Origin of the sequence: Roseimicrobium sp. ORNL1, from assembly GCF_011044495.1 — a bacterium.
Taxonomy (GTDB): domain Bacteria; phylum Verrucomicrobiota; class Verrucomicrobiia; order Verrucomicrobiales; family Verrucomicrobiaceae; genus Roseimicrobium.
In genome coordinates this window covers 7,522,180-7,536,291 of the sequence record NZ_CP049143.1, presented here as the reverse complement: position 1 = coordinate 7,536,291, position 14,112 = coordinate 7,522,180, and the positions used below count along the sequence as shown (strand labels likewise).

The following is a 14,112-nucleotide window of genomic DNA, read 5'->3' as shown; positions in this document are numbered from 1 at the left end:
TAATGGATCGAAAGCCGGGCCGTCTTTAGCGACCAATTTTTGATTTCTTAAGTGGAATGCCTAGTGCGCGGGGATGGGTTCGAATGGAAAATAACCCCACCTCTATCCATTTGAGGCAGAGAGACATTCGAAGGATCACCATCCACCTGAATTCCGCGATGAGCACTGAAGCGAACTACCTGAGGGACTTGGGCAAGGCATTGATTGTCATGGCGAACCGTGACGAGGTCGTGCTGGAATCGACAGAGGGCCTGTTTGAGATGGGAAGGCGCTATGCCCTTTACGAGGTTTTGAGCCTGATGAAGCAACAGGCCGTGGCCTTTGAGCTTACAGATGTGCAGATCGGCCTTGAGGGAGTCGACATCGATACTTTTCTCAAGTAGGGCAATGGAAGCAGGCAATCCAATCCATGCACGTCTTCCATACGGTTTCTGACTTCCGCCAATGGCACACCCGATCTGCGGGAAAGCCCCTCGTCATCGTGCCCACCATGGGCGCGCTTCATGACGGCCATCTCAATCTCATGCGGGAGGCGCGTGTACTCGCGGGAGAAGGCGGCAGCGTGGCGGTGAGCATCTTTGTGAATCCCCTGCAGTTCGGTCCCAAGGAGGATTTTTCCAAGTACCCGCGTGAACTGGAGGCGGACTCGGCCAAATGCGCCAGCGTGGGCGTGGATGCCATCTTCGCCCCGAGCGCAGAGGAAGTGTATGCGCCGGATCGCTCCGTCATCGTGCTGGAGACGAAACTGAGCAAGGTGCTGTGCGGTGCGAGCCGGCCGGGACACTTTGATGGTGTGTGCACCGTGGTGTTGAAGCTCTTCAACATCATGCAGCCGGATGTTTCTGTGTTTGGGAAGAAGGACTACCAGCAGCTCGCCATCATCAAGCGCATGGTGCGGGATTTGAATGTGCCGGTGGAGATTGTCGGCAGCGAAACCGTGCGTGAAGCGGATGGACTGGCGATGAGTTCGCGAAATCGCTACCTCAATGCCGAGGAGCGATCCCAAGCGACCGCGCTTCGCGCGGGCCTGCTGAAAGCGAAGGAAGCCTGGCAGGTTGGGGATAAGAATGGTGAGAAGCTGAAGCAGCTCTATCTCGACGTGCTGAAGGAACGCGCTCCGCTGTCGCGCGTGGATTACATTGAATGCACGGATGCGGATACGCTGGAGCCCGCAGAGCAAGTGAGCGGCAATGGCTTGATGGCCACGGCCGTGTTCTTCGGCGCGACGCGGTTGATTGATAATATTGAACTGAAGTAGTCGCTGCTGCTGCTGCCAAGGAGTGGGGGCATTCCTGCCCCCATTGGGCGTGAATGAACTCCTTTGGGCACTACTTCTCAGTACAGGAGACGGCGTCTCGCAGGGAGCGGCACTAGCCTAGTGCCGTCATATGCAGCGTAGCCACGCTAGGAGCTTGGAAGCGTCCGTTGAACATCGGAAAGAAAGGCTCCGCACCCCCTTTTGCTCACCCCCGGCACTAGGGCTAGTGCCGCTCCCTGCGGGACAATCGCTTCGCTTTACGCGAAAGGGCTATCGAATACTCACAAACGTAATTGCGCTCAATGGGGACAAGAAAGCCCCCACTCCTTGACCAGAGGCGACGTCATGTGAAGTAGCGAGCGCAATAGTGGCCGATTCTCTCCGAGAATCGATGCGGGTGAAGCAACCCCAGTGGGTGAGTTTCATGCGCAGCGACTTTCGGAGAAAGTCGGCTACTATCCGATGCGCCACCCTCACGGCTTAGTCTTCACCGCGGCGAGATGGGCGAAGCGCTCCGCCCAATCCTCAGGCAGGCGCTGGGGCTTGCCTTGGGGCATTTGCACCAGCGCGAGGGCCTGGCGGCAGGTGATGAGCACGGTGTTGTCCACGACCCGTTTCATCACGAAGCTGCACCAGAAGCGCACGCGCTCGACGCTTTCCAGCTTGCCTTCGATGACCAGTTCATCCCCCAGCACGGCGGGCTTCCGGTAGTCAATCTCGGTGCGGATCACGACGGGGAAGAGCTGTGTCAGGGCCATGTCCCGCAGTTTCATACCCAGCAGGGCGGCCAGGCGGGTACGGTTGGTCTCGATCATGCGCAAGTAGGCCAGGTTGTGGACGACACCACCGCAGTCGGTGTCGAAGAACATGACCTCTTCGCGGGTTTCCAGGTAGGGGGTCTCGGGCATGGGTGGACCGCAAAGAGCATGGGAGGGGGCCGCTGTGCAAATTCATTCGCCGCTTCCCCTGCCCTGTGCTCTATGCTTCCTGTCCATGCCCCGCCCTCGCCTGGCCTACCTCTACAGCCGCTATCCCGTGGTCTCGCAGACCTTCTGCGACTCGGAAATGCTCGCGCTCGAAGGCATGGGTTTCGACCTGGAGGTGTTCTCCCTGAATCCTCCGCCGGACTCCTTCCGGCATGAGCGGCTTGATCGGCTTCGCGCGGAAATCCACTACCCGGCCCCGGAGGAGGTGCGCGATGCACAGGCGAAGCAGCCGGAGTTCGAGGCCAAACTCGGCGCTCTTATCAAGGACCACGACCAGCGTTATGGAAAATCCTTCAAGGCTCGCACGCGGGCTCGCAATGCCTGGCACTTCGCCTCGCGGCTCCGCGCGCTGGGGGTGAAGCACGTGCATGTGCATTTCGCGAATCGCGCCACCCACTCAGCGCTCTTCCTGAAGAAGCTCGGCTTCACCTTCAGCTTCACCGCGCACGCGCAGGATTTCATGGTGGACCTCGGCAGCGATGACCTGCTGCGCGAAATGGTGCGCGAGTCGGAGTTCGTCGTGGCCGTGAGTGACTTCTCGCGAGGCCTGCTTTGCCAGACCTGTCCGGGAAACGACGCCAAAATCCTGCGCATCTACAACGGCATCGAGTTGGATGATTTCCCCGTGGCGCGGCCCGGTGCCAGCGATGTTCCCCTGCGCCTCGTGAGCGTGGGCAGGTTGATCGAGTTCAAGGGCTTCCAGCATCTCATTCCCTCCATCGCGCTCTTGAAGCAGAAGGGCGTGCAGGCAGAGCTGCGCATCATCGGCACTGGCCCTGCACGAGATGAGCTGGAGGCGCAGATCGCAAACGCCGGCCTGCAGAAGGAAGTGAAGCTGCTGGGCATGCGGAGCCAGGAACAGATCAAGGCTGAGCTCGCGGAAGCGCATGCGTTTGTGCTGCCCAGCATCGTTGATTCCAAAGGCGCGTCCGACATTCTCCCCACCGTCATCACCGAAGCCATGGCATGCCGTCTCCCGGTGGTGAGCACCACGGTGGCCGGCATTCCGGAGATGGTGCGCCATGGTGAAACCGGCCTGCTCGTGGAGCCGAAGGATGAAGCGGGCATGGCCGAGGCGCTGGCACAACTCGCCGCGCAGCCGGAACTCCGCGTGCGCATGGGTCAAGCGGGCCGCAAGCATGCGGACACGCTCTTCGCCCTTTCGGTAACGGCCGGTGCTCTTGGAGAACATTTTCGCAAGGCAGTGCAGTCAGCACCGAAGCGCGTGGAAGCGCCGATCGTGTACGTGATAAATCAAGTGGATGCCGAGGTGTCCGCGCTGCAAGCCATCGCGAACGAAGAGCGGCTGCGTGTCCTCACCGGTGGGACGGCTGATGAGTTGTCCGAAGTTTCCCCCACGCTGCTCAACAAACTCGAGTGGATCCCTGATGCCGTGGTGCTGGAGAGCCTCTGGCTGCGCCGCACGGGTTGGCGTCAGCAGATCGAAAAGCTGCGCGGCGCGATTGGCGATGCATTGGAGGGTGAAGAATTCTACCGTCAGGCGCGCCGGGCCATGTGGTATGCGGAGTCGCTGCCCAAGCGTGGCGCCAAGATCGTGCATGCCTACCGTTCCGACGCCGTGCTGTGCGTGTGGCTGGTGAAGAAACTCACCAACCTGCGCGTGACTGCCGCCATTGAAGACACGCCCACCTTGAGCCGCGCCACACTCGCGAAGCTGCTCCCCGATTTTGATCTCATCAGCGTTTCTGATGAGAAGCTGCGCGGCACTCTGTCCAAGAACATCGAGGACGTGCTCAAGCTGCAGAAGCCACCCACCCATCGCAAACTCAACCTGGGTCCCGTGAAGTTGAAGCTGCGTAACACCGCGCCCGCGGAAGATCGCAGCGCGCTGGAGCGTGTCTGGTTGGAGAAGTTGATCTCCCTGTCGCAAACGCAATCGCCATAGCCCACCACCGCATGTCTGAACGCGTCGCCATCGTCATCCCCTGCTACAACCACGCCCGTTACGTGGGTGAGGCGCTGGAGTCTGTGCTGGCACAGACACGCAAGCCGGATCGTATTCTCGTGATCGATGATGGTTCCAAGGACAACTCGGTTGAAGTGCTACGTTCTTTTCAGAAACATGGGGTGGAAGTTGGCGCCCGTGAAAATCGTGGGGCGCACAACACCATCAACGAACTGATCACGAAGGCGGCGACGGATTGCGATTTCATCGGCATCCTCAATTCCGACGATCGTTATCTGCCCGATCGTATCGCACAATGCCTGCAGAGTGCGCGCGAGCATCCGGGCAAGTCAGTGTTCTCCACGAAGCTGCGTGTGATCGATGGTGATGGCGCAATCATGCCGGAGGATGCGCCACGCTCACGTTGGTTCCACGGGGCCTGGACGCTCGGCGCGCAGGATGGCGTGGATATTTCCGAATGGCTTGGCCAGGCGAACTTCATCGCGACAACGACGAATGTCTTCGCGCGCGCGCCTTATCTCGTGGCGAATCCCATGCGGGATTATCGTTTCATCCACGACTATTTCTTCCTCTCCACCGCGGCGCTGGAGCATCAGATCGAGATCGTGCCGGAAGTGCTGTTGGAATACCGCGTGCATGGCAGCAATACCATCGCGACGAAGCCCGAGCCGCTCATCAAGGAGATGATCCGGCTGCAGCTGGATTTCTACAAGCACCACGCGGCGAAGCTACAGAGCAATCCGCGTTTCCGTGAGCGCTTCTACCACTACGTGCGCGGCTCATGGGACAGCATCAGCAGCCTGCACGCAGGACTGGTGCAGGTGGCTTTGGCGCAAGTGGTGGCGAAAGCAGATGACGCCGATCTGGGAGCCATCGTGGCTGCCCTCGCGGGGCCGGAGATGGAAGTGTTCCCCAACAAGGAGCTCACCACCGTTTTTGGAAATCTTGGCGCTGCTTCCGGCGGTAGCAGCAGCGGCGCCGGCGCACTGGCCCAGCGCGTGACGGAGCTCAAGCAATCGGTCACCCGCGAAAAAGCAGATCGCGAAGCTCTTACCGCTTTGGCGAGGCTCAGGCAGACGTTGCTCTCCAGCAAATGGATCCAACTGGGTCTGACCCTGGGCATGGCGGGAGCGCTCAAGACCAGCAAGGGCAAGACACCTCAGGAGAAGCTGAATGCGCTGCGCAAAGCGTGCCGTGAGAGTGGGTGGGTCGGCTTTGGCGTTACGATTGGATCCAAGAAGTGTGCGGACCTCCGGAAGACCAAGGAAGAGGAATAGATCGCATAGCGTGGCGCCAGGGTATCGAGGATTGCTTCTCTTCAAGCGGCAGTACTTGAATCGACTTGCGATTGCCATCGGCAGGCGCATGCGGTAAAAGACGATCCATGAAAGGCACCCTGCAGGACTTTTCCGTGGCAGAGAATCGTGGCTGGATCGCGGCGGATGATGGCAACCGCTACTCCTTCCAAGGGCCGGAGTGGAAGGGCACTGGACTTCCCATGTCGGGCAATCGCGTGGATTTTGAGCTGCTTGGTGATGCGGCTATTGCGGTGACGCCTGAGCTGGCCGCTTCTGTTCCTGCCGCGCCATCTCCCTCACAAGCACAGGCGCAGCCACAGCAATCTGCGGGCGGCTATGCGCCTCCGGTCGCCGGCACGAGCAAGCCGGACAAGACTACCGTGGGCATCTGTGCCATCCTGCTCGGTTCCATTGGCATTCACAAGTTCCTGCTGGGCTTCCAGACGGAGGGCATCATCATGCTTGCAGTCACCTTGGGTGCCGGGATGTTCACCTGCGGTGCCTCCAGCATTGTGATGGGCGTCATCGGACTCATTGAAGGCATCATCTACCTCACGATGTCTGATCAGGACTTCGACCGCACCTACATCGAGGGGAAGAAGAAGTGGTTTTAGCGTAAGAAGCATCTCCCGTCGCGTCGCGATAGGTCAAGGAGTGGGGACATTCCTGTCCCCATTGCAGCGTGAATGAACGCTTCCGGGCAATACGCCCCAAGACAGGAGACAGCGGCTCGCGGGGAGCGGCACTAGCTTAGTGCCGTCATTTGCAGCGTAGCCACGCTGGGAGCTTGGAAACGTCCGTAGAACTTCGGAAGGAAAGGCTCCGCACCCCATTTTGTTCACCGCCGGCACTAAGGCTAGTGCCGCTCCCTGCGGGACAATCGCTCCGCTGACGCGATAGCGTTGTCGAACACCCGCAAACGTAGTTGCCAAAAAAAAATGGGGGCACGAATGCCCCCACTCCTTGAGCTTACGCGACGTCTCTACAACTCAGGACGCCACCACCGCCACGTTGGAGATGCGGTTGCGGATCACATCCGAGCATTTTTGCAGCGCAAGCGTGATGGCTTTGCGATCGGTCTTGCGGTTCTTGGGATCGCCACCCCCTCGGCCGGCGGCTTGCAGGAGCGCCACCTTTTGATTGAGGATCAATTCCTCGAGCAGCTTGTAGCTCTCAAATACGCGCGGTTCGAAGAAGGGCTCGCCTTTAGCGAGGCATTCGGTGAGTTTGAGCTGCGCACCGATGAAGCGCTTCTGTGTTTCATCCGCCGGAGCCATCAGGAACGCTTCGTCAGGGTACACTTTCGCGTGCGCTGCCACGACTTCATGAGCGAGTCCGTGTACCTCTTGGTAGATGCGGAACTCCGCCTCGAACTGCACACGGGAAACGGAAGATCCCTTGTCCGCAGAAGCGGTGAGTTTGGGCTTTTCCGTTTCCTTCGCGGCTTGGGCCTGTTCGTTCTTCAGTGCCTCGACGGTCGCCTGAAGCTTTTCGATTTCCTGCCGTTGAGCTTCGAGGGCCTCGGTCGTTTTTTGCCAAGGTCCGTAGTTTTCAAGGAGCCACCAGATAAACGCCGAAGTGGTGAGGCCGGTGACGAGCGCGGAGAGCCAGAACATGGGAGAGATTCCTCGGTGTTGTGTGATTAGAGTGAGGAGCAATAAATTTCATACAGCCGGGAGGAAAATGGCTCTAAATACTTATTCAAGTTCGCAGTGCTCCGCAGCCATTGTCGGTGGATCAAGCGTGCAGAATGCCTCGTCGATGCGCCAAACGAGACAAGACTACCGGCTTCCCTCGGCGTCGCCCGCTGGCTCCGCCGTCTCGCTGACACACGGGTGCTACTGCAGTTTCGGCAGAGGTGGGCTGGCAGCAGGATTGCCCTCCACCAAGGTGCGGCTGGCGACGGTCACCTCTGCGAACCATCCCTTCACGGCTTGTGCGCCACGGCGCAGCGGACTGTCTGCGAAGTTCTGGATGCCGAGTTGATTGCCGATGTCCTCCACACAGTGACGATGGCGCGGCGAAAGCAGGAAGGCAGGACGCGGGCGCCCCTGCAGATCGCTGCGGGTGATGGTTGGGTGCGCCATGCCGCGCGTGATGCCATCCATGGGTTCATCCAGCGGCACTTCGCGTGCGGGGAAGATCAACCAGGCGCGGTGATGAAAGGAATGCATGCCCAGGCCATTCACCTTGAGCTTGCCATAGGTGCGTATCGGCACTCCCTGGGTCTTGCGTGCGGTGAAGCAGCGGATGCCGTTCTTGAGGTCCTCCTTGTCCGCCTTCCGGCCAAACAGAAGGTCCCAGCCAAAGACGGTGCCAAAGACGGTGAACCGAAACGCCCAGCCGGACATGTACACCGCCAGCGCGATAATGGGCAGGCACACCACCAGACCCAGCAATGGGTGGACCAGCGAGGCGCCCGTCACCAGGAGCAGCAGGAAGAGCTTGGAAAACTTCAGCGCGATATCCACCAGGCCGAACGGCGAGAGCGCGATGAGCACATTGATGGCGTGTGAAGACAGCCACACCACGAGGAAGCAGAGCATCATCACCGGCGTGTAGATGGCGAACCGCACCCACGAGTTGTCCAGGAAGGCGAGCTGTGGCGAGGCGGTGGCGAAGCCCACTTCCGCGGGCGTGATCATGCTGGTCGTTGCATGGGCGGCGTCCTGCACCGGGATGGCATTCATCTGGGCCATGGCGAGCGCGACGAGCGGCACAAAGGCAGTGCTGGCCACCAGTGCGCTGGCCTTGTCTTCGAAGAGTTCCATGAAGTCCAGAGGCTTCTTCACGAGGGCAGGTGCCGTGGCGCCGAACACATCCTTCAGCAGCACAATCGAGATCAGGCCGAGCCCAAGGCCCCAAGCCCAGGGATGGCAGTACCACGGTAGAAGATGACGCTGATGCGCGGGTGTCTGGAAGTACTTCCACGCGCCCAGCGCGCTCACGCCAAGCAGAGGACTGATGGCTGTGCCCGTGATCTGGCTGATGCCTTCAGACAAGGCGACACCCGGCAGCCGGGGATCGTCCGCGATCTTTTTGAGGTGCGCATCCACCTCCGCATCCGTGTTTGTCAGCACGGTGGGAGCAGCAGCAGGTGCGGTTGTCGTCACCTTGGATTGCTCCAGCGTGGACTCCTTCTTCACCTCGGAAGTTGTCGACGTCGCTTCCGTGGCGTGCGAGAGACCGCATGCCAGTGATAGGAACAGGATGACCCGAAGCAGCATCATGGCAGGAAACAGGGGTTGGTTGGTACGGAACAAGCGTGACACACCCCGGCCGGATTTCGAGGGAAATCGGACGCACTGCTTGCAGATGCACCGTGCCCGGTCCTAGCTACATTGAGTACAAATGCCTCAGCCACTGGCCTCCAACTACCATTTCACCGTCCTGGAGGAAACGGACGAATGGCTCGTGGTGAACAAGCCGGCGCCCCTGCAGATCCACCCCAGCAAACCCTCAGACACCGGTCTCACCTTGTGGGATGGCCTGCGCGAGCTGTTGCGCTATGAACTGGTGAATGGCGGTCAGGTTTCCATCATCAACCGTCTCGACCGTGAAACCAGCGGCGTGGTGCTGGTGGCCAAGACAAGCCGCACCGCGCGTGAATTGGGCAAGGCCATGATGCGTCGCCAGATGCACAAGACCTACCTCGCGATTGTTCACGGCTGGCCGGAGTGGGATGATCTGGAAATAGAGGAGCCCCTCCTGCGCCAGGGAGATGTCATGGAGTCCCGCATCTGGGTGAAGCAGTGCGTGCATCCCCATGGCGCGCCGTGCCTCACGGATTTCCACGTGCTGAAGCGGTTTGAAAAAACGCTGGCGGATGGCCGCGTGGAGCCCTTCGCGCTGGTGGAGGCTGCGCCGCACACGGGGCGCATGCACCAGATTCGCGTGCACCTGCAATTCACCGGATACCCCATCGTGGGAGACAAGCTCTATGGCGTGGACGAGGAATGCTACCTTGAGTTCATGGAGACGAACTGGACTCCGTCGCTTGAGGAGCGGCTGCTGCTCCCCCGGCAGGCGCTGCATTCCCACGTGCTGGAGGTGAGAACGCCGGAGCTGGAGCATCGCTGGACGGCCCCTCTCACCCCCGACCTGGAAAAATTCATCGCGGAGTAACTTTTTTCCGGAAGAAACCTGATCTGCGCATCAGGCTAAAGGGATTACCTAGTGATTTTGAATGCTATTTCACTCCGATTTTTGGTTCGGAGTTATGAAAATTATGGTAAAATTCCGCAGTGAAACAGCCCCTCGTTCTACTCGCTGATGACGACGTCCTCCTGCATCGCGTGCTAGCTTTCAAAGCGGCGCAGCAGAACTGGAGGATGATGTCTGCGTATGACGGCAACGAATGCCTGCGCCTCGCTCTCACCGAGCGACCGTCTTTGATCATCCTGGATGGGATGATGCCCGTGCTCGATGGCTTTGCGACGCTGCGCGAATTGCGCCGCCTCCCTGAGACTGCTTCCATTCCCGTATTGATGCTCTCCGCCCGCAATCGCGAGACGGATGTGGTGGGGGCCCTGGATGAAGGGGCCAATGACTACCTCACCAAGCCCTTCAGCCCGGCAGAGTTGCTGGCGAGGGTGAGCCGTATCCTTGCGGGAGGAGTCGCTGCGTGAGGGGCCGGGGATTCTCCATCCCGTGGCTCACGCCGTTGCTCGCCTTCATGTGCTGCGGCCGGATCCTGGCCGGAGTCTATGAAGACGCCATCGCAGCAAAGCAGGCCGGACGCCTGGAGGAAGCCACGACCCTGCTGAAGAAGGCACTCGCGGAGAAGCCGGGGAATGTCGAAGCGTGGTTCCACTACGGCACCGTGCTGGGCTGGCAGGGAAAGAATGACGAGTCACTCGTGGCCTTGAGAAAGGGCCTGGCGATTGCGCCCAAGGACTATGACCTCCGTGTCGCGGAGGCGCGTGTCATGGCGTGGAAGTCCGACTATGCTGCCGCTGACGAACGCCTCGCCTCGCTCGACGCCGAATTCCCGAAGAATGAGGAGGTCCTGGTCATGCGCGGTCGCATCGCAGGTTGGCGTGGCGATCCGGGGGAAGCCAGGCGCTACTACGAGGAAGTCCTCGCGGTCAACCCAAAGCAGGTGGACGCACTCATCGGCCTGGGAGATCTGGAGTTTGATCGATCAAAATTCAAACAGGCGCGCGAGCTCTATGTGCGTGCGCTGGAAGTGGATCCGTCACCGGACAACCAGAAGCGGCTTGATCGCATCGACAACCAGAAGAACTGGCGTGCGGACTTCGGAGTCACCGGCAGCACCTTCGAAAGAGGTGAGCGCGACAACTGGTGGAGCACCTTCCTCGCAGTCTCCACCAAGATCGAGTCCTGGGGCGTTTGGGCTCGTTGGGAATACGGCGAGCGCTTCAAGTTGTATGATCACCAGTTCGAGTTCGGCGCGGCAGGTCCAGTGGCCACCGGTGTGCAGGCATCGGTCTTCGGCGGCTTCGCTCCCGATGCGGACTTCAGCGCCAATGGCTATGTGGAAGGCGCGCTGCGCTGGCGTCTCTACAAACAGCTCGGCGGGATTGGCAGCGGCACGCTTTTGACGGAGACACGGTGGGCCGACTATGAAGCCGCACAGGTGGACACGTACCGCCTCGGCTGGGAACAGGCGATCAAGGGTGGATGGACCGTGAGTGCCTCCTGGATCCGGCTGCATTATGACACCGGTGAGAATACCGACGGTTGGCTGGCCTACCTCATGTGGGAGCCCAAGGAACGGTGGATGGTGCGCATGGGTGCAGGTCAGTCCGTGGAGTCTCTCACGAATCAAACCATCCAGCAGGCCCAGAGTCTGGAGTCGTATACGATCTTTTTTGGCATCGTGGTGCCAATCTCGGAGACCTGGCACGTCCGTGTCGACGCCGAGCGCGAAGATGTGAAGGACTCTGTGGTGCGCTACGGCATGGCGGTCAGCATGGGCTGTCTCTTTTGAAACACAACCTGACCTGAAGTGAAGTGAAATGACGCAAACTCTGATAGAGCCAGCACTGGTCATCCTCACCATCATTGCCCTGACCTTTGCAAGCGTGGCAGTGTTGCTGTGGTGCAGCCTGCTGCTCTATCGCATGAGGGAAAATCGCCGGAGCAAGCGGCGCGATCAGATCGCAGATCGCTGGCTGACCCTGCTGCTGCCTGCGCTGGAGGGGGGAGAGAGTCTGGCCTCGCTGCCGCGACTGCGCGGACGCCTGGAGACGGAGGCCGTGCTGGGCTTGCTGCGTGATCTCGCGGAGCGATTCCGCGGCCAGTACCGGGATAACTTGCATGAGGTGCTCAAGCACATCGGTGCGGAGACGTATGGCTTCCGATTGCTGAAGCGCACCTCTGAAACTTCACGCATGAGAGGCTGTGCCCTGCTGGCATGGATGGCACCCAGCGCGCAGGTGGATGAGAAGCTGGCCGTGCTCCTGCGTGACCCGCGCCCCAGCGTCCGGCTCGAGGCCGCGCATGCGCTGACGGCTCGCAGCACGCCCGGCATTTCGCTGCAGACCATCATGACCTCGCTGCGTGGTACGGAAGCCATGCGGTCGGAACGCACCCGGGACATCATTCGCCTCATGGCTCCGGGCCAGAGTCCTACGCTGAGCTGGCTCCTGCAGAGCGCCACGGATGCGCGTGAAAAAACCCTGCTGCTGGACGGCCTCGCCGTGGCGGGTGACTTCATGTATGCCACGCAGGTGGCGACCTATCTCGCGGATCCTTCTGCCAAGGTGCGTGCAACTGCGGTGGATGCCCTGGAGCGGCTGGCCGATCCCCAGCACATAGAAGCCGTCGCTGTCCTCGCCCGGGATCCGGATGCGAATGTGCGGCTCGCCGTGGCGCGCTATGCCCGCTCCATGCGTGGAGACAATACCGCCACCACCGTGCTGGAGTACCTGGCCATGGACCGCCATTTCGAAGTGCGCCGCACGGCAGTACACGCGCTGGCGACATGGGGCGGCCGCTCTTGGGATCATCTGGTGTCCATGGCGCCACAGGATCCGCTGCTGGAGTCCATCATTCGTGAAGCCACCCAGTCCAACCCGCCGGAAACTGCGACAACCACACTCCTCCACGCCTGATGAATGTCGAGTGGCTGGATGACGTGTGGTTTCACCGGGCCGTCTGGATCACGGCAGGAGTGATCCTGGTGCTGCAGGTCGCGCAGAACAGCATCTACCTCGTGCAGCTGATGAAGGCCCTGCCGGAGTTTCTTCGCGCGCGCAGCCGTGCCTCGCGCCTGCGGGAGTGGTGGCTGCTCACGTCAGAGGCCACACCTCCCATGACGTTACTGGTGCCGGCGTACAATGAAGAAGCCACCATTGTGGAAAGCTTGCGCTCCACGCTGACGCTGCGCTATCCAGAATACGAAATCATCGTGGTGAATGATGGCTCGAAGGACAAGACCCTCGAGAGACTCATTGAGGCATTCGCCTTGCACCCGGTGCATCGCGCGCTCCCGGGCCGCACTGCCTATCAGCCCGTCCGCGGCATCTATGCCTGTGCCGCTCTTCCGAACCTGCTCGTGGTCGACAAACAAAATGGCGGCAAGGCGGATGCGCTCAATGCGGCGATTGATCTCGCGTCACATCCTTATGTGTGTGCGGTGGATGCGGATTCCCTGCTGGACTCAGATGCGCTTCTGCGTGCGGTGCGGCCGTTTGTGGATGCACCCGACACGACTCTCGCGGTCGGCGGTACCATTCGCGTGGTGAATGGCTGCCAGGTGCGTGCTGGCCAGGTATTGGAAGTGCGGCCGCCCAAGCACTGGCTTGAGCTCTTCCAGGCCGTGGAATATCTCCGCGCCTTCCTGCTCGCGCGCATGGCGTGGACGCGGAATCAATCGGTGACCATCATCTCCGGTGCGTTCGGCATTTTCCGTCGTGATGTGCTGCTGGAACTCGGCGGCTATGCGCACGGCACGGTGGGTGAAGACATGGAGCTCGTGGTGCGCCTGCATCGCTGGGCTGGAGATAACGGAGTGCCTTCCGAGGTGTGGCATGTGCCGGATCCCGTATGTTGGACAGAAGTACCTGACTCGATCAGGGTGCTTTCACGTCAGCGCACTCGCTGGCAGCGCGGCCTGTGCGAGACACTCTGGAGACACCGCGGCATGCTCGGGAGGCCACGCTATGGATCCGCGGGCATGTATGCGCTTCCTTCGTTTCTTATCTTTGATGTCATCAGTCCGCTGCTGGAGCTGCTCGGGTTGGTGATGGTGCCGCTCTGCGCGCTGGCAGGGATTCTCAGTTGGCAGTTCTTCGTGGCCTACTGCGCCGTGGTGTTTGGTTTTGGTCTGTGCCTCAGTTTGGGCGCGATGATCCTCTCGGAGTTCTCACTGCAGCATCATCGCCGCGTCAGGGATCTTCTCTGGATGGGTATCGGTGCCGTGGTGGAGAACTTTGGTTATCGCCAGCTCAACAGCTGGTGGCGAGTGATGGGCATCTGGCAGTACCTTCGCGGGAAACAAGGCTGGGGCGCGATGACCCGCAAGGGGTTCACGAAGGCGCCGTCGTCGTAGAATAATGTATTCGCATCAGGTCGCTTCCCGGACAATCGTACGATACGCGAGAAGAGAAAACTGAGCGTCTTGTCGTGGGACAAGTATTTGCGTTATCCATTCACGGACTGCTTTAGACATCGGGT

13 protein-coding genes are annotated in these 14,112 nt (G+C 60.4%); 10 read left to right on the top strand and 3 right to left on the bottom strand.

What is annotated here, in order from left to right:
• Positions 1 to 158 precede the first annotated feature (158 nt).
• Together G5S37_RS30520 and panC are read left to right on the top strand one after the other, a co-directional pair.
• A complete protein-coding gene (locus tag G5S37_RS30520; protein ID WP_165210329.1) occupies positions 159 to 383 on the top strand; it encodes a hypothetical protein in 225 nt (74 codons plus the stop codon).
• A 26-nt stretch (positions 384 to 409) separates the two neighbouring features.
• A complete protein-coding gene (gene panC, locus G5S37_RS30515) occupies positions 410 to 1,258 on the top strand; it encodes a pantoate--beta-alanine ligase (protein ID WP_165210326.1) in 849 nt (282 codons plus the stop codon).
• Positions 1,259 to 1,731: 473 nt separating this feature from the next.
• Here panC and G5S37_RS30510 read toward each other — a convergent pair whose 3' ends face one another.
• Entirely contained in the window at positions 1,732 to 2,166 is a 435-nt protein-coding gene (locus tag G5S37_RS30510; RefSeq protein WP_206026225.1) for a thioesterase family protein, read from the bottom strand.
• 85 nt (positions 2,167 to 2,251) lie between these two features.
• Here G5S37_RS30510 and G5S37_RS30505 point away from each other — a divergent pair, with 85 nt between their 5' ends.
• The 3 genes from G5S37_RS30505 to G5S37_RS30495 all read left to right on the top strand — a co-directional run bounded on the left by G5S37_RS30505 (position 2,252) and on the right by G5S37_RS30495 (position 6,083).
• Positions 2,252 to 4,150, top strand: coding sequence for a glycosyltransferase family 4 protein (locus G5S37_RS30505; protein WP_165210323.1), 1,899 nt, complete (start codon positions 2,252 to 2,254; stop codon positions 4,148 to 4,150).
• Between the two features lie 11 nt (positions 4,151 to 4,161).
• The gene (locus tag G5S37_RS30500) at positions 4,162 to 5,448 is read left to right on the top strand and encodes a glycosyltransferase family 2 protein (RefSeq protein WP_165210320.1); all 1,287 of its coding nucleotides are present in this window, start codon (positions 4,162 to 4,164) and stop codon (positions 5,446 to 5,448) included.
• A 107-nt stretch (positions 5,449 to 5,555) separates the two neighbouring features.
• Positions 5,556 to 6,083 carry a TM2 domain-containing protein gene (locus G5S37_RS30495; protein ID WP_206026224.1) on the top strand — a complete coding sequence of 176 codons (528 nt, stop codon included), beginning with the start codon at positions 5,556 to 5,558 and terminating at the stop codon, positions 6,081 to 6,083.
• Between the two features lie 375 nt (positions 6,084 to 6,458).
• On the opposite strand, the gene G5S37_RS30490 is transcribed toward G5S37_RS30495, so the two are convergent.
• Both G5S37_RS30490 and G5S37_RS30485 read right to left on the bottom strand, forming a co-directional pair.
• Positions 6,459 to 7,085, bottom strand: a complete 627-nt coding sequence (locus G5S37_RS30490) for a hypothetical protein (protein ID WP_165210317.1) — start codon at positions 7,083 to 7,085, stop codon at positions 6,459 to 6,461.
• 222 nt (positions 7,086 to 7,307) lie between these two features.
• Positions 7,308 to 8,699, bottom strand: coding sequence for a hypothetical protein (locus G5S37_RS30485; RefSeq protein ID WP_165210314.1), 1,392 nt, complete (start codon positions 8,697 to 8,699; stop codon positions 7,308 to 7,310).
• 121 nt (positions 8,700 to 8,820) lie between these two features.
• Here G5S37_RS30485 and G5S37_RS30480 point away from each other — a divergent pair, with 121 nt between their 5' ends.
• The 5 genes from G5S37_RS30480 (at position 8,821) to G5S37_RS30460 (ending at position 13,987) form a co-directional block, all read left to right on the top strand.
• Positions 8,821 to 9,594, top strand: coding sequence for an RluA family pseudouridine synthase (locus tag G5S37_RS30480; RefSeq protein WP_165210311.1), 774 nt, complete (start codon positions 8,821 to 8,823; stop codon positions 9,592 to 9,594).
• Positions 9,595 to 9,713: 119 nt separating this feature from the next.
• Positions 9,714 to 10,097, top strand: coding sequence for a response regulator (locus G5S37_RS30475; protein WP_165210308.1), 384 nt, complete (start codon positions 9,714 to 9,716; stop codon positions 10,095 to 10,097).
• Complete coding sequence (locus G5S37_RS30470; protein ID WP_165210305.1) at positions 10,094 to 11,422, top strand: tetratricopeptide repeat protein; 1,329 nt, start codon at positions 10,094 to 10,096, stop codon at positions 11,420 to 11,422. The genes G5S37_RS30475 and G5S37_RS30470 overlap by 4 nt, the downstream gene beginning before the upstream one ends.
• 28 nt (positions 11,423 to 11,450) lie before the next feature.
• Entirely contained in the window at positions 11,451 to 12,548 is a 1,098-nt protein-coding gene (locus G5S37_RS30465; protein WP_165210302.1) for a HEAT repeat domain-containing protein, read from the top strand.
• Positions 12,548 to 13,987 (top strand): glycosyltransferase family 2 protein, encoded by a 1,440-nt coding sequence (locus G5S37_RS30460; protein WP_165210299.1) that lies wholly within the window; start codon positions 12,548 to 12,550, stop codon positions 13,985 to 13,987. Before G5S37_RS30465 ends, G5S37_RS30460 begins: the two co-directional genes overlap by 1 nt.
• Positions 13,988 to 14,112 lie beyond the last annotated feature (125 nt).